The 17,057-nt window shown below is 61.8% G+C and carries 11 protein-coding genes; all 11 read left to right on the top strand.

The window, feature by feature from the left end:
• The 11 genes from rplA to AB8A27_RS13965 all read left to right on the top strand — a co-directional run bounded on the left by rplA (window position 1) and on the right by AB8A27_RS13965 (window position 17,033).
• Complete coding sequence (gene rplA, locus AB8A27_RS14015; RefSeq protein WP_441242406.1) at window positions 1-693, top strand: 50S ribosomal protein L1; 693 nt, start codon at window positions 1-3, stop codon at window positions 691-693.
• Window positions 694-789: 96 nt separating this feature from the next.
• Entirely contained in the window at window positions 790-1,743 is a 954-nt protein-coding gene (locus AB8A27_RS14010; protein WP_441242405.1) for a 2-hydroxyacid dehydrogenase, read from the top strand.
• A 19-nt stretch (window positions 1,744-1,762) separates the two neighbouring features.
• Window positions 1,763-2,509: a type I methionyl aminopeptidase gene (gene map / locus AB8A27_RS14005; protein ID WP_441242404.1), complete on the top strand. Its 747-nt coding sequence runs from the start codon at window positions 1,763-1,765 to the stop codon at window positions 2,507-2,509.
• 184 nt (window positions 2,510-2,693) lie between these two features.
• Complete coding sequence (locus AB8A27_RS14000) at window positions 2,694-3,158, top strand: (2Fe-2S)-binding protein (RefSeq protein ID WP_441242403.1); 465 nt, start codon at window positions 2,694-2,696, stop codon at window positions 3,156-3,158.
• A 3-nt stretch (window positions 3,159-3,161) separates the two neighbouring features.
• Complete coding sequence (locus AB8A27_RS13995; RefSeq protein WP_441242402.1) at window positions 3,162-5,327, top strand: molybdopterin cofactor-binding domain-containing protein; 2,166 nt, start codon at window positions 3,162-3,164, stop codon at window positions 5,325-5,327.
• Window positions 5,324-5,965: an Isoquinoline 1-oxidoreductase subunit gene (locus AB8A27_RS13990; protein WP_441242401.1), complete on the top strand. Its 642-nt coding sequence runs from the start codon at window positions 5,324-5,326 to the stop codon at window positions 5,963-5,965. Before AB8A27_RS13995 ends, AB8A27_RS13990 begins: the two co-directional genes overlap by 4 nt.
• 660 nt (window positions 5,966-6,625) lie before the next feature.
• Complete coding sequence (gene rplJ / locus AB8A27_RS13985) at window positions 6,626-7,144, top strand: 50S ribosomal protein L10 (RefSeq protein WP_092151998.1); 519 nt, start codon at window positions 6,626-6,628, stop codon at window positions 7,142-7,144.
• A gap of 54 nt (window positions 7,145-7,198) precedes the next feature.
• On the top strand, window positions 7,199-7,576 hold the full coding sequence (rplL, locus tag AB8A27_RS13980; RefSeq protein ID WP_092152000.1) for a 50S ribosomal protein L7/L12: 378 nt from the start codon (window positions 7,199-7,201) through the stop codon (window positions 7,574-7,576).
• 456 nt (window positions 7,577-8,032) lie between these two features.
• Window positions 8,033-12,148 (top strand): DNA-directed RNA polymerase subunit beta, encoded by a 4,116-nt coding sequence (gene rpoB / locus AB8A27_RS13975; RefSeq protein ID WP_092152002.1) that lies wholly within the window; start codon window positions 8,033-8,035, stop codon window positions 12,146-12,148.
• A gap of 125 nt (window positions 12,149-12,273) precedes the next feature.
• Window positions 12,274-16,473 (top strand): DNA-directed RNA polymerase subunit beta', encoded by a 4,200-nt coding sequence (gene rpoC, locus AB8A27_RS13970; RefSeq protein ID WP_441242400.1) that lies wholly within the window; start codon window positions 12,274-12,276, stop codon window positions 16,471-16,473.
• Between the two features lie 95 nt (window positions 16,474-16,568).
• A complete protein-coding gene (locus AB8A27_RS13965; protein WP_441242399.1) occupies window positions 16,569-17,033 on the top strand; it encodes a GNAT family N-acetyltransferase in 465 nt (154 codons plus the stop codon).
• The last annotated feature ends 24 nt before the right edge of the window (window positions 17,034-17,057 follow it).

Raw genomic sequence — 17,057 nt, 5'->3', positions numbered from 1 at the left:
ATGGCAATTGGAAAACGTTTGAAGAAAGCCCGTGAGGGCATCGACCGCGAGAAGCTCTATCCGGTCGCCGAGGCCATCAAGATGGTCAAGGAACGCGCCAAGTCGAAGTTCGACGAGACCATCGAAGTCTCGATGAATCTCGGTGTTGATCCGCGTCACGCCGACCAGATGGTCCGTGGCGTCGTCACGCTGCCGAACGGCACTGGCCGTACGCTGCGCGTCGGCGTGTTCGCCCGTGGTCCGAAGGCTGAAGAAGCCAAGGCAGCAGGCGCAGACGTCGTCGGTGCAGAGGACCTGTTCGAGAAGGTTCAGGCCGGTCAGATCGATTTCGACCGCTGTATCGCAACCCCCGACATGATGCCGCTGGTCGGTCGCCTTGGTAAGGTGCTCGGTCCGCGCGGCATGATGCCGAACCCGAAGATCGGTACCGTGACCATGGACGTCACGGGTGCGGTCAAGGGTGCCAAGGGCGGTTCGGTCGAGTTCCGCGTCGAGAAGGCCGGCATCATCCAGGCTGGCGTCGGCAAGGCGTCGTTCTCGGAAGAGAAGCTGGTCGAAAACATCAAGGCTCTGGCCGACGCCGTCGCCAAGGCGAAGCCGGCTGGCGCGAAGGGCACCTATGTGCAGCGCGTGGCCGTGTCCTCGACCATGGGCCCCGGCATCAAGGTTGAGCCGGGCACCGTGCTCGGCTAAGCCGGAACAAGGCTTGCAAGAAACCAGGGCGGAATCGGGCAACCGGTTCCGCCCTTTCTTTTGTCTTCCGCTCTCTGATCCAGCAGGAATGTCACGATGGCCGAGAAGGTTCTGATCTATTCGCGTTTCCCGAAGTCCCAGATGGTGCGCATCGGCGAGCGCTTCGATCTTCTGGACGCTGCAGGCAAGCCGCCGCTGCAGACCTTTTCCGCTGACCAGCTGAAAGACGTGCGCGCGCTGATCACCGCGGGCGGTCAGTTGCTCAAGGCAGACGTGATGGACATGATGCCGGCGCTCGGCGCCATCATCTGCTACGGCACCGGCTATGACGGCGTCGACTTCAAGGCTGCGGCCGAGCGCAAGATCGTTGTTGGCAACAGCCCCGGCGCGAATGCGGCCTCGGTCGCCGATCTGGCGCTGACGCTGATGCTCGCGGTGACGCGGCGCCTGCTGCCCGCGGATCAGTATCTGCGCGAAGGTGGCTGGTCCTCCGCAAAGCCGTCGCCGCTGATGTCGCCGCAGCCCGGCAATCCGGGCCGCAAGGTGGGCGTCTATGGCATGGGCGAGATCGGCCGCAAGATCGCATCGCGCGTCGCGGCCTTCGAATGCGACGTCGCCTATACCAACCGCACGAAGTATGACGACCTGCCGTATCGCCATGAGCCGAGCCTCGAGGCGCTGGTCGAATGGTGCGACGTGCTCATGATCGCGGTGCGCGCCGGCAAGGAGACGCATCACATCATCGATGCCGCGATGCTGAAGAAGCTCGGCGCCAACGGCGTGGTCGTGAACATCTCGCGCGGCTCGGTGATCGATCAGGCGGCGCTGACGGCGGCGCTCGCCGACAAGACCATCGCGGGCGCCGGCCTCGACGTGTTCGAGAAGGAGCCGCATGCGCCCGACGCGCTGACGGCGCTGCCGAATGTCGTGCTGACGCCGCATATCGGCGGCCACACGCTCGACTCGCATATGGGAATGCAGAACTGCGTCATCGCCAATCTCGACGCGTTTTATGCGGGGAAGGGGCTGCCTTACCCTGTGAAGGTGTAGCAGCAAGGGAATTGACGCGATGACGATCGAGAACGAGGACCAGCTCGAGAAGCTGCGCGCCATCGGCAGTCTGGCGGCGCGCACGCTGGCCGCCATGGGCAAGGCGCTGGAGCCCGGCATGACGACGCGGGAGCTCGATGATCTCGGCCGCGCCATGCTGGAGAAGGAAGGCGCACGTTCCGCGCCCGAACTCGCTTATGATTTTCCTGGCGCGACCTGTATCTCGGTCGGTCCGGATTGCGCGCATGGCATCCCGGATGACACCGTGGTGAAGGCTGGCGATCTCATCAATATCGACGTCTCGGCGGAGCTCGACGGCTTTTTCGGCGACACCGGGGCAAGCTTCGCCGTGCCGCCGGTCAAGCCGCGCATCGAGCGTCTCTGTCGCGACGGGCGCCGCGCGATGTGGGCCGGCATCAAGGCCGTGAAGCCCGGCGGCCGGTTGAATGAAGTCGGTCGCTCCATCGAGAAATTCGCCAAGACCAACGGTTACAGCCTGGTGCGCAATCTCGCGAGCCACGGTGTCGGACGCTCGCTGCACGACGAGCCTGGCGAGATCCCGACATGGTACGAGGTGCGTGACAGGCGCATGATCACCGAGGGTCTCGTCTTCACCATCGAGCCGTTCCTGTCGCTCGGCGCGGACTGGGTAGATCAGCAGGACGACGGCTGGACGCTGCGTCCGCCGTTCAACCAGCCCACGGTGCAGTTCGAACACACGCTGGTCGCGACGAGCCGAGGGCCGGTGATTTTGACGCTTGCATGATGCTGCGAGATTTATGTCAGATCCTGCAACAAGGCCGAAAACGCCCCGGAATCCTGCTGAAGTAATTTCGTTCCCGGCCGGTACAAAAATAATTGAATGGGCCATTCCGCAATGCGGATGTAGACGTCGGATGTTTAGAACAACTCGAATGTAGGCGTACATTCGACGACATAGGACATCAGCGATGGCTGCGTTCACCCTCAAGATCAACGGTCAGGCCCGTCAGGTCGACGTCGATCCCAATACACCTCTCCTCTGGGCCATTCGTGATGGAGTCGGTCTCACCGGCACCAAATATGGCTGCGGCGTCGCGCAATGCGGTGCCTGCACGGTCTATGTGGACGGCCAGACCGTCCGCTCCTGTTCGATGCCCGTCTCGTCTATCGGCACCAGCGAAATCACCACCATCGAAGGCCTCGACTCCAAGGAAGCCAAGGCGGTGCAGGCGGCCTGGGTCGCGCTCGACGTGCCGCAATGCGGCTACTGCCAGTCCGGCCAGGTGATGAGCGCGACCGCGCTGCTCAGCCTCAATCCCAAGCCAACCGACGAGGACATCGATCTGGCGATGAATGGCAATATCTGCCGCTGCGCCACCTATGTCCGTATCCGCGCCGCCATTCATGGCGCCGCCAAATCGCTGGAGGGTTGAGCCATGACCGTTCATGACACCAAGCTCTCCCGTCGCACGCTGCTCAAGGGCGGTGCCGGCCTCGTGCTCGGCGCCTATGTTGCCCGCGCCGACAAAATGTTCGCGCAGGCGGCGGCAAAGCCGCAGGTCAATATCGCGCCGAACACCTTCCTGATCATCAAGCCTGACAACACCGTCACGGTGCTGTGCAAGGCGATCGAGTTCGGGCAGGGGCCGTTCACCGGCATGGCGACACTGGTCGCCGAAGAACTCGACGCGGACTGGGCGCAGATGCGCGCCGATCACGCGCCGTCGAATCCGCAGCTCTACAAGAATCTGGCGTTCGGCATGCAGGGCACCGGTGGCTCGACCGCCATCGCCAATTCCTACATCCAGATGCGCCAGGTCGGCGCCGCCGCGCGCCAGATGCTGGTCGCGGCTGCTGCCGATGCGTGGCAGGTGCCGGCAAGCGAGATCACGGTCGAGAACGGCGTGATCAAGCATGCGTCAGGTCATGAAGGCAGCTTCGGTCAATTCGCTGAGAAGGCGATGGCCATGCCGGTGCCGACCGATCCGAAACTGAAGGATCCGTCGCAGTTCAAGCTGATCGGCAAGGAAGGCGTCGTGAAGCGCCTCGACAGCGCCGACAAGACCAATGGCAAGGCATTCTACACGCTCGATATCAACGAGCCGGACATGCTCACGGTGGTCGTGGCGCGTTCGCCGAAATTCGGCGGCAAGGTCGCATCATTCGACGCGACGGCTGCGAAAGCGGTGCCTGGTGTCGTCGACGTCAAGCAGGTGTCGAACGGTGTCGCCGTCTATGCCAAGGGGTTCTGGCCCGCGAAGATGGGCCGTGAAGCGCTGAAGATAACCTGGGATGACAGCAAGGCGGAGAAGCGTGGCAGTGCCGAGCTGCTGCAGCAATTCCGCGGGCTGTCGAAGACGGCCGGCAAGCTCGTGAGAGCGGAAGGCAAGTTCGAAGAGTCGATGGCCAAGGGTGGCCGCGTGATCGAGGTCGAATACGTCTTCCCGTATCTCGCTCATGCCGCGATGGAGCCGCTCAACGCCTATCTGAAATGGGACGGCGACACCGCCTATGCGCGCTATGGCTGCCAGTTTCCGACGCCTGACCATATGGCGATCTCCAAGGTGCTCGGGCTGCCGATCGAGAAGGTGAAGATCGACGTTGTTCTCGCCGGTGGCAGCTTCGGCCGCCGCGCGCAGCAGAGCACGCATCAAGCCATCGAGCTCGCCGAAGTCGCGAAAGCGATCGGGCCGGGCAAGCCGGTCAAGCTGGTGTGGACCCGCGAAGACGACATGCGCGGTGGCTACTATCGGCCATACGCCATCCACCGCATGCGCGGTGCGGTGCGCGACGGCAAGATCGAAGCCTGGAGCGACACCATCGTCTCGCAGTCGATCATGAAGGGCTCGTTCTTTGAGTCCATGATGTTCAAGGACGGCCTCGACCCGACCTCCTATGAAGGCTCGAACGAAATCCCGTACGACGTCGAGAACTTCCGTTGCGACATGCACCAGGTCGATGTCGGCGTGCCCGTGTTGTGGTGGCGCTCGGTGGGCCACACCCACACCGGTTATGTCGTCGAGGCCTTTGTCGATGAACTGCTGGAAGCCGCCGGCAAGGATCCGGTCGAAGGTCGGCTCGCGCTGCTGAGCAAGAAGCCGCGCCATGCCGGTGTGCTGAAGGCCGTCGCCGAACTCGCCGACTGGAAGAACTACAAGGTGCCCGCAGGCCGCGCGCGCGGCGTTGCGGTGGTCGAGAGCTTCAACACCTTCGTCGCGCAGGTCGTGGAACTGTCCATGACCGACGACGGTCCGAAGGTGCACAAGGTGTGGTGCGCGGTGGATTGCGGCGTCGCCGTGAACCCCGACATCATCCGCGCGCAGATGGAAGGTGGCATCGGCTTCGGCCTCGGTCACATCCTCTATGCGGAACAGACGCTCGATGCCGGCGCGCCGGTGTCCGGCAATTTCGACACCTATCGTTCGCTGCGCATCAACGAGATGCCGGAGGTCGAAGTGGTGATCGTGAAGTCGACCGAGAAGCCGACGGGTGTTGGCGAACCCGGCGTGCCTCCGCTCGGGCCTGCCGTTGCCAATGCGATGGCCAAATTGGGTGTGGGAAGGCCGCGGCAATTGCCGGTCGTGCCGGGAGCGTCGGCATGAAGCTGTTCAGGACCTCGATGCTGGCGCTGGTCGCTGGCGGCCTTGCGGCTGGCCTCCTCGCATTCGCGGAGCCGGGCTTCCAGGAGGCCGATGCAGCGGTCAGCAATCCGACCAAGCTGCAGCCGGTCTCGGCCTTCGCCAAGATCAAGAACAAGAACGAGCGCGCGGTGGCGCTGTTTACGGAGGCCGGCAAGGTCATCCAGTCGCCGCGCTGCATGAACTGCCACCCGGCCACCGACCGGCCGACCCAGACCGATCGCATGCGGCCGCATATCCCGCTGGTGGTGCGCGGCGAAGGCGGCATGGGAGCAGCGGGCGGTCTCGTCTGCACGACCTGCCACCACGAGAACAACTTTGATGCCGCCAACGTCCCCGGCAATCCGAAGTGGTCGCTGGCGCCCATCGAGATGGCCTGGCAGGGCAAGACGCTTGGCCAGATCTGCACCCAGATCAAGGACAAGGAGCGCAACGGCGGCAAGGACATGGCCGCGCTTGTGAAGCACATGGCCGAAGACGAACTGGTCGGCTGGGGCTGGCATCCCGGCGGCAACCGGACCCCGGCGCCGGGTACCCAGAAGGAGTTCGGTGAGCTGATCAAGGCCTGGGCGGATGCCGGAGCGGCCTGCCCGAAGGGGTAATATTGACGGAAGTGGAGCCGGCCCGACCGGTTCCACTTCCGGTCCAGGAAGGGGGCCTGACGGCTCCCTTGCAGAAAAGATGCCAGATCGGCATTTCGCGCTTGGCAACACGAAAAAGACTCGTTAAACAACCGTTTCCGGGCGTGCTGGCTGGTAGCTGGCGCGTCTGTGTTCGCATTCCGACAACCCACATCGCAGGAGACTTTTCCTTTCAGGCTATCCACTCGGATCGCTCGAAGGGGATGGAACGCGCGACGCGGATTTGAGGAAGGCGGGCAGGGGTCACCAATAGGTCAGATGATGGCTTATCGATGATCTTGAATCCTGTCCGAGACTGCTGGCGCCTGAGACGAACGCGAGTTCGATCAATGGCTTAATCGATAAACTTGATGCAGCCAGCATAGACGGGTGAAGACTGGATTTCGCCAGTGTCGTTTTGTGCGGCACGACGCGTATTTGGTTCGAACCTCGACACCCCGCGTCATGGCTGCTCGCAGCTGCGGTTCGGGAGGGCAGGCTATCATATCGTCTCGCCCGACGTGTCTTTGTAGGCCAAGTCTTTATAGAGGACGGGCGCCTTGGGGTCAGGTTCAGGTGGGGCGGTGGGTGTAACCCGGCGGTCCTATCTTGATAGAGGCCGCCAACCGGAGAGAGCTTGCTGTGGAAAGAGCGGCAAAAAAGGACGCGGTCGAAGCGCTGAACGGGGTCTTCAAGACCACCGGCGTTGCGGTCGTCGCCCACTATTCCGGCCTCACGGTTGCCCAGATGCAGACTCTGCGTTCGCAGATGAAGCAGGCTGGTGCCTCGGTGAAGGTCTCGAAAAACCGTCTCGCCAAAATTGCTCTTGAAGGCACGGATGTTGTTGCCATCGGTTCCCTGCTGAAGGGCCCGACTGTGATCGCCACTTCGGACGATCCGGTAGCTGCACCGAAGGTTGCCGTCGAATTTGCCAAGGCGAACGAGAAGTTCGTCATTCTTGGCGGCTCGATGGGTAAAACCGTCCTGAACGTCGACAGCGTCAAGGCTCTGGCCTCGCTGCCCTCGCTCGACGAACTGCGCGGCAAGATCGTTGGCCTCCTCGTGGCGCCTGCGACCAAGATCGCCCAGCTCTCGACAGCTCCCGCGGCGAAGCTCGCGCGTGTTGTTCAGGCTTATGCCTCAAAGGGCGAAGCGGCCTGACGCCCTTCGCAATCAACCCTGGTTCGAACCAAATACGCTTAAGGATATAGATCAATGGCTGACCTCAATAAAATCGTTGACGACCTCTCGAGCCTGACCGTGCTCGAAGCTGCTGAACTCGCGAAGCTTCTCGAAGAGAAGTGGGGCGTTTCGGCTGCTGCCGCTGTTGCAGTTGCTGGTCCGGCTGCTGGTGGTGGCGGTGCCGCTGCTGCTGAAGAAAAGACCGACTTCACGGTTGTCCTGGCTTCGGCCGGCGACAAGAAGATCGAAGTCATCAAGGAAGTCCGTGCGATCACGGGCCTGGGCCTCAAGGAAGCCAAGGACCTGGTCGAAGGCGCGCCGAAGCCCCTCAAGGAAGGCGTTGCCAAGGACGAAGCCGAAAAGATCAAGGCTCAGCTCGAGAAGGCTGGCGCCAAGGTCGAACTCAAGTAAGACCCTTTGGGTTCCCCCAAAGAGCGGCCTCTGGCCGTTCTTTGGGAGAGGGACGGCCTCCGGGCCGTTCCTCGGACGGGAACTCGATGCACTACACAGGAATGTGTGGGGATGCGCTGGGAACCACCCTCGAATCTCCACGATTGCCATCCCATATCGGGACGGCAGCACGAAAACGCGGTCTGACAGCAGGAGCGGCGACGCCTCTGGTTAAGCCGTTGGGAGACAGGCAATTTTCGGGCTTTTCGGTCCGTAGCTAGACGGTTTGGACGGGCGGGATGCAGTCGGGCATCGCGCACGTCGTTTTGCGTTCTGCGATTCAAATGCTCGGGGGAGGGATTTTGTTCCTCATATTGAGCGCTGAATTCGGGGCGTTCTTGGAAATTCAACCCGGAGGCGATGGCAGTCGCGCTCTGGAAGGTTCGCCCCTTTCGGGCGACGCAATGAGAGGCCACGATGGGTCAGCAGACGTTCACAGGTCGCAAGCGCGTTCGCAAGTTCTTCGGTCATATTAAAGAAGTCGCAGAGATGCCGAACCTCATCGAGGTTCAGAAGGCGTCCTACGACCAGTTCCTGATGGTCGATGAGCCGACCGGCGGTCGCCTCGACGAAGGTCTGCAGGCTGTTTTCCGTTCGGTGTTTCCGATCTCGGACTTCTCGGGCACCTCGATGCTGGAATTCGTGCGCTACGAATTCGAGCCGCCGAAGTATGACGTGGACGAGTGCCGTCAGCGCGGCATGACCTATGCTGCGCCGCTGAAGGTGACGCTGCGCCTGATCGTGTTCGATATCGACGAAGAAACCGGCGCCAAGTCCGTCAAGGACATCAAGGAGCAGGACGTCTACATGGGCGATATCCCGCTCATGACCATGAACGGCACCTTCGTCGTCAACGGCACCGAGCGCGTCATCGTCTCGCAGATGCATCGTTCGCCGGGCGTGTTCTTCGATCACGACAAGGGCAAGACCCATTCGTCGGGCAAGCTGCTGTTCGCTGCCCGCGTGATCCCGTATCGCGGTTCCTGGCTGGACATCGAGTTCGACGCCAAGGACATCGTGTTCGCGCGTATCGACCGTCGCCGCAAGATTCCGGTGACGTCGCTGATGTTCGCGCTGGGTCTGGACGGCGAGGAGATCCTCTCGACGTTCTACAAGAAGATCCAGTTCAAGAAGATCAAGGAAGGCTGGCGCGTTCCGTTCGACGCCACCCGTTTCCGTGGCTACTCCACCGTCAACGACCTGATCGATGCCGACACCGGCAAGGTCGTGCTCGAAGCCGGCAAGAAGCTCACCGTGCGCGCTGCCCGTCAGCTCGTCGAGAAGGGCCTCAAGGCGCTGCGCATGACCGACGAAGAGTTGGTCGGCAACTACCTCGCCGAGGACCTCGTCAACGTGAAGACCGGTGAAATCTACGCCGAAGCCGGCGAAGAGATCACCGAGAAGTCGCTGAAGGCGCTGAACGAGGAGGGCTACAAGGAACTCCCGCTGCTGGACATCGACCACGTCAATATCGGCGCCTATATCCGCAACACGCTCTCGGCAGACAAGAACCTGACGCGTGAAGACGCGCTGTTCGACATCTATCGCGTGATGCGTCCGGGCGAGCCGCCGACGCTCGAATCCGCGCAGAACATGTTCCAGTCGCTGTTCTTCGACAGTGAGCGTTACGATCTCTCGGCCGTGGGCCGCGTGAAGATGAACATGCGCCTCGAACTCGACGCGCCGGACACTCATCGCACGCTGCGCAAGGAAGACATCCTGGCCGTCATCAAGACGCTGGTGGATCTGCGCGACGGCAAGGGCGAAATCGACGACATCGACCATCTCGGCAACCGCCGTGTGCGTTCGGTCGGCGAGCTGATGGAAAATCAGTATCGCGTCGGCCTGCTGCGCATGGAGCGCGCCATCAAGGAACGTATGTCGTCCGTCGACATCGACACCGTGATGCCGCAGGACCTTATCAACGCGAAGCCCGCGGCTGCCGCGGTGCGCGAGTTCTTCGGCTCGTCGCAGCTGTCGCAGTTCATGGACCAGACCAACCCGCTGTCGGAAATCACCCACAAGCGTCGTCTCTCGGCGCTTGGACCGGGCGGTCTGACCCGCGAGCGCGCCGGCTTCGAAGTCCGCGACGTGCATCCGACCCATTACGGCCGTATCTGCCCGATTGAGACGCCGGAAGGCCCGAACATCGGTCTGATCAACTCGCTCGCCACCTTCGCGCGCGTCAACAAGTACGGCTTCGTCGAGACCCCTTACCGCAAGGTCAAGGACGGTCGCGTCACTGACGACGTGGTGTACCTGTCGGCAATGGAAGAGGGCCGCTACTCGGTCGCGCAGGCGAACGTGTCGCTCGACGCCAAGGGCAAGTTCACCGAAGAAATGGTGATCTGCCGTCACGCCGGCGACGTGTTGCCGCTGCCGGCCGACAAGGTCGACTACATGGACGTGTCGCCGAAGCAGCTCGTTTCGGTCGCCGCGGCGCTGATCCCGTTCCTCGAGAACGACGACGCCAACCGCGCGCTGATGGGCTCGAACATGCAGCGTCAGGCCGTGCCTCTGGTGCGCGCTGAAGCTCCGTTCGTCGGTACCGGCATGGAAGCCGTCGTGGCTCGCGACTCCGGTGCTGCGATCGCTGCCCGCCGTTCGGGTGTCATCGACCAGATCGACGCAACCCGCGTGGTTATCCGTGCGACCGAAGATCTCGATCCGACCAAGTCGGGCGTCGATATCTATCGCCTGATGAAGTACCAGCGTTCGAACCAGTCGACCTGCATCAACCAGCGTCCGCTGGTGAAGGTTGGCGACGTCGTGCGCAAGGGCGACATCATTGCCGACGGTCCGTCGACCGATCTCGGTGAACTCGCGCTCGGCCGTAACGTGCTCGTCGCGTTCATGCCGTGGAATGGCTACAACTTCGAAGACTCGATCCTGCTCTCGGAGCGGATCGTGAAGGAAGACGTCTTCACCTCGATCCATATCGAGGAATTCGAAGTCATGGCCCGCGACACCAAGCTCGGCCCTGAGGAAATCACCCGCGACATTCCGAACGTGTCGGAAGAAGCGCTGAAGAATCTCGACGAAGCCGGCATCGTGTATATCGGCGCCGAAGTCCGCGCCGGCGACATCCTGGTCGGCAAGATCACGCCGAAGGGCGAAAGCCCGATGACGCCGGAAGAAAAGCTTCTGCGCGCCATCTTCGGTGAGAAGGCGTCGGACGTTCGCGACACCTCGCTCCGCGTGCCTCCGGGCGTGCAAGGCACGATCGTGGAAGTCCGCGTGTTCAACCGTCACGGCGTCGACAAGGACGAACGTGCTCTGGCGATCGAGCGGGAAGAAATCGAACGTCTCGCCAAGGACCGTGACGACGAACAGGCCATCCTGGATCGTAACGTCTATGGCCGTCTGGCTGATCTTCTGGAGAACAAGGTCGGCATCGCCGGTCCGAAGGGCTTCAAGAAGGACGGCAAGATCACGCGCGCCGTGCTCGACGAGAATCCGCGGTCGCAGTGGTGGATGTTCGCCACCGCGAACGACAAGCTGATGACCGAAATCGAAGCGATGCGGAAGCAGTACGACGAGTCGAAGAAGGGCCTTGAACAGCGCTTCCTCGACAAGGTCGAGAAGCTGCAGCGTGGCGACGAACTTCCTCCGGGCGTGATGAAGATGGTCAAGGTCTTCGTCGCGGTGAAGCGCAAGATCCAGCCCGGCGACAAGATGGCCGGCCGTCACGGCAACAAGGGCGTGGTGTCGAAGATTGTTCCGATCGAAGACATGCCGTTCCTTGAGGACGGTACGCATGCGGACATCGTGCTGAACCCGCTCGGCGTGCCTTCGCGTATGAACGTCGGTCAGATTCTCGAGACGCATCTTGGCTGGGCCTGCGCAGGCATGGGCAAGAAGATCGGTCAGACCATCGACGCCTTCTACCAGAAGCAGGACCTGAAGCCGCTGCGCGACACCCTGAAGAAGGTCTACGGCGAAGACGAAGTCATCAAGTCGCTGAACGACGACCAGCTGCTTGAACTCGCGCGTAACCTGAAGCCGGGCGTGCCGATCGCGACGCCGGTGTTCGACGGTGCGAAGGAAGCCGACATCGAAGAGATGTTGAAGATGGCAGGCTTCGACGCGTCGGGTCAGTCCACCGTCTATGACGGCCGGACCGGCGACCAGTTCGATCGCAAGGTGACTGTGGGCTACATCTACATGCTCAAGCTTCACCATCTCGTGGACGACAAGATCCACGCGCGTTCGATCGGTCCGTACTCGCTCGTCACGCAGCAGCCGCTGGGTGGCAAGGCGCAGTTCGGCGGCCAGCGTTTCGGCGAAATGGAAGTGTGGGCGCTCGAGGCTTATGGCGCGGCGTACACGCTCCAGGAAATGCTGACGGTGAAGTCGGACGACGTCGCGGGCCGTACCAAGGTCTACGAGGCGATCGTGCGCGGCGACGACACGTTCGAGGCCGGTATCCCGGAATCGTTCAACGTGCTGGTCAAGGAAATGCGCTCGCTCGGCCTCAACGTCGATCTGCACAATTCCAAGCTGCCGGGGCCGACCTCCGAGGCTGCCGAGTAAGAACAAGCGTTACGCCCGGCCTGATGGCCGGGCGTCCGCACCCAGCCGGGACGTGGGGCAGGGTGTGTGGCTCTAAAGAATTTCGAATTTGCTGCTGATGGCGATCGGCACGCGAGGAGAAGACGATGAACCAAGAAATTATGAATCTCTTCAATCCGACGACTCCGGCTCAGGTCTTCGACCAGATCCGGATCTCGATTGCGTCCCCGGAGAAGATTCTGTCGTGGTCCTACGGCGAGATCAAGAAGCCGGAAACCATCAATTACCGTACCTTCAAGCCCGAGCGCGACGGCCTGTTCTGCGCCCGCATCTTCGGGCCCATCAAGGATTACGAGTGCTTGTGCGGCAAGTACAAGCGCATGAAGTACAAGGGCATCATCTGCGAGAAGTGCTCGGTCGAAGTGACTTTGTCGCGCGTCCGTCGCGAGCGCATGGGTCACATCGAACTGGCGGCTCCGGTTGCGCATATCTGGTTCCTGAAGTCGCTGCCGTCGCGCATCGGCCAGCTGCTGGACATGACGCTCAAGGATCTCGAGCGTATCCTGTATTTCGAATACTACGTCGTTCTCGAGCCGGGTCTCACCGCGCTCAAGGACCGTCAGCTGCTGTCTGAAGAAGAGTATCTGAAGGCGCAGGACGAATACGGCCAGGACTCGTTCACCGCGATGATCGGTGCCGAGGCGATCCGTGAACTGTTGAAGGGTCTGGAGCTCGAGAAGCTCGACGAGCAGCTGCGCGTCGAGATGAAGGAGACCGAATCCGACATCAAGCACAAGAAGCTCGCCAAGCGCCTGAAGATCGTCGAGGCCTTCCGCTATTCCGGCAACAAGCCGGAATGGATGATCCTCACGGTGGTACCGGTGATCCCGCCGGATCTGCGTCCGCTGGTGCCGCTTGATGGCGGCCGCTTCGCGACGTCGGATCTGAATGATCTGTATCGCCGCGTCATCAACCGTAACAACCGCCTGAAGCGTCTGATGGAGCTCCGCGCGCCGGACATCATCATCCGCAACGAAAAGCGCATGCTGCAGGAGGCCGTCGACGCACTGTTCGACAACGGCCGCCGTGGCCGTGTCATCACCGGCGCCAACAAGCGTCCGCTGAAGTCGCTGGCCGACATGCTGAAGGGCAAGCAGGGTCGTTTCCGTCAGAACCTGCTCGGCAAGCGCGTCGACTATTCGGGCCGTTCGGTCATCGTCGTCGGTCCGGAACTGCGTCTGCATCAGTGCGGCCTGCCGAAGAAGATGGCGCTCGAACTGTTCAAGCCGTTCATCTATTCGCGTCTCGACGCCAAGGGTCTGTCCACCACGGTGAAGCAGGCGAAGAAGCTCGTTGAAAAAGAGCGTCCCGAGGTCTGGGACATCCTCGACGAGGTCATTCGCGAACATCCCGTGCTGCTGAACCGCGCGCCGACGCTGCATCGTCTGGGCATCCAGGCGTTCGAGCCGGTGCTGATCGAAGGCAAGGCGATCCAGCTGCACCCGCTGGTCTGCTCGGCCTTCAACGCCGACTTCGACGGTGACCAGATGGCCGTGCACGTTCCGCTGTCGCTCGAAGCGCAGCTGGAAGCGCGCGTCCTGATGATGTCGACCAACAACATCCTGCATCCCGCGAACGGTCAGCCGATCATCGTGCCGTCGCAGGACATCGTGCTGGGTCTGTACTACCTGTCGACCATGCGTGCGGGTCTCCCGGGCGAGGGCAAGGTCTATCGCGAGATGTCGGAGATCGAGCATGCGCTGCATGCGAAGGTCATCCACCTCCACACCAAGATCAAGTACAGCTGGTCGGGTCTGGATGCAGACGGCAAGCCGGTCACGCGTCTGATCGAAACCACCGCCGGCCGTGCGATGCTCGGTCAGGTTCTGCCGAAGTCGCCGAAGATGCCTTTCGACGTCATCAACAAGCTGATGACCAAGAAGGAAATCTCGGGCGTCATCGATCAGGTCTATCGTCACTGCGGTCAGAAAGAGACTGTGATCTTCTGCGATCGCATCATGGCGCTCGGCTTCTACAACGCGTTCAAGGCGGGCATCTCGTTCGGCAAGGACGACATGGTCGTGCCAGGCTCGAAGTGGAAGATCGTCGACTCGACTCGTGCCTTCGCGAAGGACTTCGAGCAGCAGTACAATGACGGTCTGATCACCCACGGTGAGAAGTACAACAAGGTCGTCGACGCCTGGTCGAAGGCGGGTGAAGAAGTCGCCAAGGAGATGATGAAGGAAATCTCCTCGGTGAAGAAGAATGCGCAGGGTGAAGAAGCCCAGATCAACTCGATCTACATGATGGCGCATTCCGGTGCCCGTGGTTCGCCGGCCCAGATGCGTCAGCTCGGTGGTATGCGCGGCCTGATGGCCAAGCCGTCGGGCGAGATCATCGAAACGCCGATCATCTCGAACTTCAAGGAAGGTCTGTCGGTTCTCGAATACTTCAACTCGACCCACGGCGCCCGCAAGGGCCTCGCGGACACCGCGTTGAAGACCGCGAACTCGGGCTACCTGACCCGCCGTCTCGTCGACGTGGCGCAGGACTGCATCATCACGCAGACCGATTGCGGCACCAATCTCGGCATCAAGATGCGCGCCATCATCGACTCCGGTTCGGTGGTCGCATCGCTGGCGTCGCGTATCCTCGGTCGTTCGGCCTGCGAAGACATTCGCGATCCCGCGACCAACAAGGTGCTGATCAAGCGCAACACGCTGATGGAAGAGAAGGACGTCGATCTGCTCCAGCAGGCCGGCATCCAGGAAGTGAAGATCCGTTCGGCTCTCACTTGCGAGCTGGTCAACGGCATCTGCGGTACCTGCTACGGTCGCGATCTGGCCCGCGGTACGCCTGTCAACCACGGTGAGGCCGTCGGCGTCATCGCGGCGCAGTCGATCGGTGAGCCCGGCACGCAGCTGACGATGCGTACCTTCCACATCGGTGGCGCGGCGCAGCTCAACGAACAGTCGGTGATCGAGTCGAACTTCGACGGCAAGATCACGATCAAGAACGAGAGCATCGCCAAGAACGGCGAAGGTCACATGGTCGCGATGGTGCGCAACATGGTCATCGCCATCAGCGATGCCGATGGCACCGAGCGTGCGACGTACCGTATTCAGTACGGTGCCCGCGTGCACGTGGCCGATGGCGACATGATCAAGCGTGGCCAGCGCATCGCGGAATGGGATCCGTATTCCCGTCCGCTGCTGACCGAAGTCGAAGGCACGATCGGGTTCGAGGATCTGATCGACGGCCAGTCGATTGCGGAAACGCTCGACGAGTCGACCGGTATCGCCAAGCGTGTCGTTACCGACTGGCGTTCGTCGCGTGGCGGTGCGGACCTGCGTCCGGCCATCGTCATCAAGGGCAAGGACGGCAAGGTCCTCAAGCTCGCACGTGGCGGCGATGCCCGTTACATGCTGTCGCCCGACGCCATTCTGTCGGTCGACGTCGATGCCAAGGTGACCTCGGGTGACATTCTCGCCCGTGTCTCGATGGAAAGCGCGAAGACGCGTGACATCACCGGCGGTCTGCCGCGGGTGGCCGAACTGTTCGAGGCGCGCAAGCCGAAGGACGCGGCGATCATCGCGGAAATCGGCGGCACCATCCGCTTTGGACGCGACTACAAGAACAAGCGTCGCATTTCGATCGAGCCGCTCGACAAGACTGAGGAGACTCGCGAGTACCTCATTCCGAAGGGCAAGCAGATCCATCTGCAGGACGGCGATATCGTCGAAAAGGGCGATTACATCGTCGAAGGCAATCCGGCGCCGCACGACATTCTGGCGATCAAGGGCATCGAGGAACTCGCTGCCTATCTGGTCAACGAAATCCAGGAAGTTTACCGGTTGCAGGGCGTGCTCATCAACGACAAGCACATCGAAGTGATTGTCCGTCAGATGCTGCAGAAGATCGAGATCACCGATCAGGGCGAGACCGACATGATCTCGGGCGAGCAGATCGACAAGATCGAGTTCGACGCGCTGAACCTGAAGGCGAAGGAAGAAGGCAAGAAGCAGGCGACCGGCAATCCGGTTCTGCTGGGCATCACCAAGGCCAGCTTGCAGACCCGTTCGTTCTTCTCGGCAGCGTCGTTCCAGGAGACCACGCGCGTGCTCACCGAAGCTGCCGTCAACGGCAAGGTGGACCCGCTCGAAGGCCTCAAGGAGAACGTCATTGTCGGCCGTCTGATCCCGGCCGGTACCGGCGCCTCGATGGCGAAGATCCGCGAAGTCGCAATGAAGCGCGACAAGATGATCCTCGACGAGCGCGAGAAGCAGGCGGCGATCGTGCCGTCGGCTCCGGCAGAAGAACCGCTGATGCTGCCGTCGGCCGAGTAATCGGGCCGGGCAGACCTAAGAAACGAAAGGGCCAGCGCAAGCTGGCCCTTTCTCGTTTTGATCTGTTCATTCGGTTGGAAACGGAGAGCGGTCAGATGACATGCGATATTCGGTCGGCCCTGGCCGGCGATGCAGCAGATATCAGTCGCGTCATCATCCGCGCGCTGCGCGAAACCAATGCCAAGGATTACACGCCCGATATCATCGCGCGGGTTGAACTCAGTTTCGGCCCCGCGGCTGTCGAACGATTGATCGACCAGCGCGAGGTGTTCGTTGCCGAGATGGACAATCGCGTTGTCGGCACGGCGAGCCTGGACGGGCAGGCCCTGCGGACCATGTTCGTTTCGCCAGATGCGCAAGGGCGCGGCATCGGCCGTCTGCTGGTGCAGCGGATCGAGATGGTTGCCCGCGACCGGGGGCTTGCGATTCTGATGGTCCCGGCGACGGTCACTGCAGAGGCTTTTTACGCGAGACTGGGCTTCACCGCCGTTCGCGACGCCTATCACGGTGAGGAGCGGACCATCATCATGGAGCGTGTCTTGTCGCGAAGCGCCGACTGACCTTCCACTGCAGATCACACCAAT

Origin of the sequence: Tardiphaga sp. 768_D3_N2_1 (assembly GCF_052076105.1) — a bacterium.
GTDB lineage: Bacteria > Pseudomonadota > Alphaproteobacteria > Rhizobiales > Xanthobacteraceae > Tardiphaga.
The sequence above is the reverse complement of the archived record's forward strand: the minus strand, read 5'-3'. Positions and strand labels throughout refer to the sequence as shown.

Excerpts from the sequence above, each read along its gene's own strand:
- AB8A27_RS13990 (WP_441242401.1), top strand. The coding sequence starts at position 5,324 with ATGAAGCTGTTCAGGACCTCGATGCTGGCGCTGGTCGCTGGCGGCCTT.
- rplA (WP_441242406.1), top strand. The coding sequence starts at position 1 with ATGGCAATTGGAAAACGTTTGAAGAAAGCCCGTGAGGGCATCGACCGC.
- map (WP_441242404.1), top strand. The coding sequence starts at position 1,763 with ATGACGATCGAGAACGAGGACCAGCTCGAGAAGCTGCGCGCCATCGGC.
- rpoC (WP_441242400.1), top strand. The coding sequence starts at position 12,274 with ATGAACCAAGAAATTATGAATCTCTTCAATCCGACGACTCCGGCTCAG.
- AB8A27_RS14010 (WP_441242405.1), top strand. The coding sequence starts at position 790 with ATGGCCGAGAAGGTTCTGATCTATTCGCGTTTCCCGAAGTCCCAGATG.
- AB8A27_RS13995 (WP_441242402.1), top strand. The coding sequence starts at position 3,162 with ATGACCGTTCATGACACCAAGCTCTCCCGTCGCACGCTGCTCAAGGGC.
- rpoB (WP_092152002.1), top strand. The coding sequence starts at position 8,033 with ATGGGTCAGCAGACGTTCACAGGTCGCAAGCGCGTTCGCAAGTTCTTC.
- AB8A27_RS13965 (WP_441242399.1), top strand. The coding sequence starts at position 16,569 with ATGACATGCGATATTCGGTCGGCCCTGGCCGGCGATGCAGCAGATATC.
- rplL (WP_092152000.1), top strand. The coding sequence starts at position 7,199 with ATGGCTGACCTCAATAAAATCGTTGACGACCTCTCGAGCCTGACCGTG.
- AB8A27_RS14000 (WP_441242403.1), top strand. The coding sequence starts at position 2,694 with ATGGCTGCGTTCACCCTCAAGATCAACGGTCAGGCCCGTCAGGTCGAC.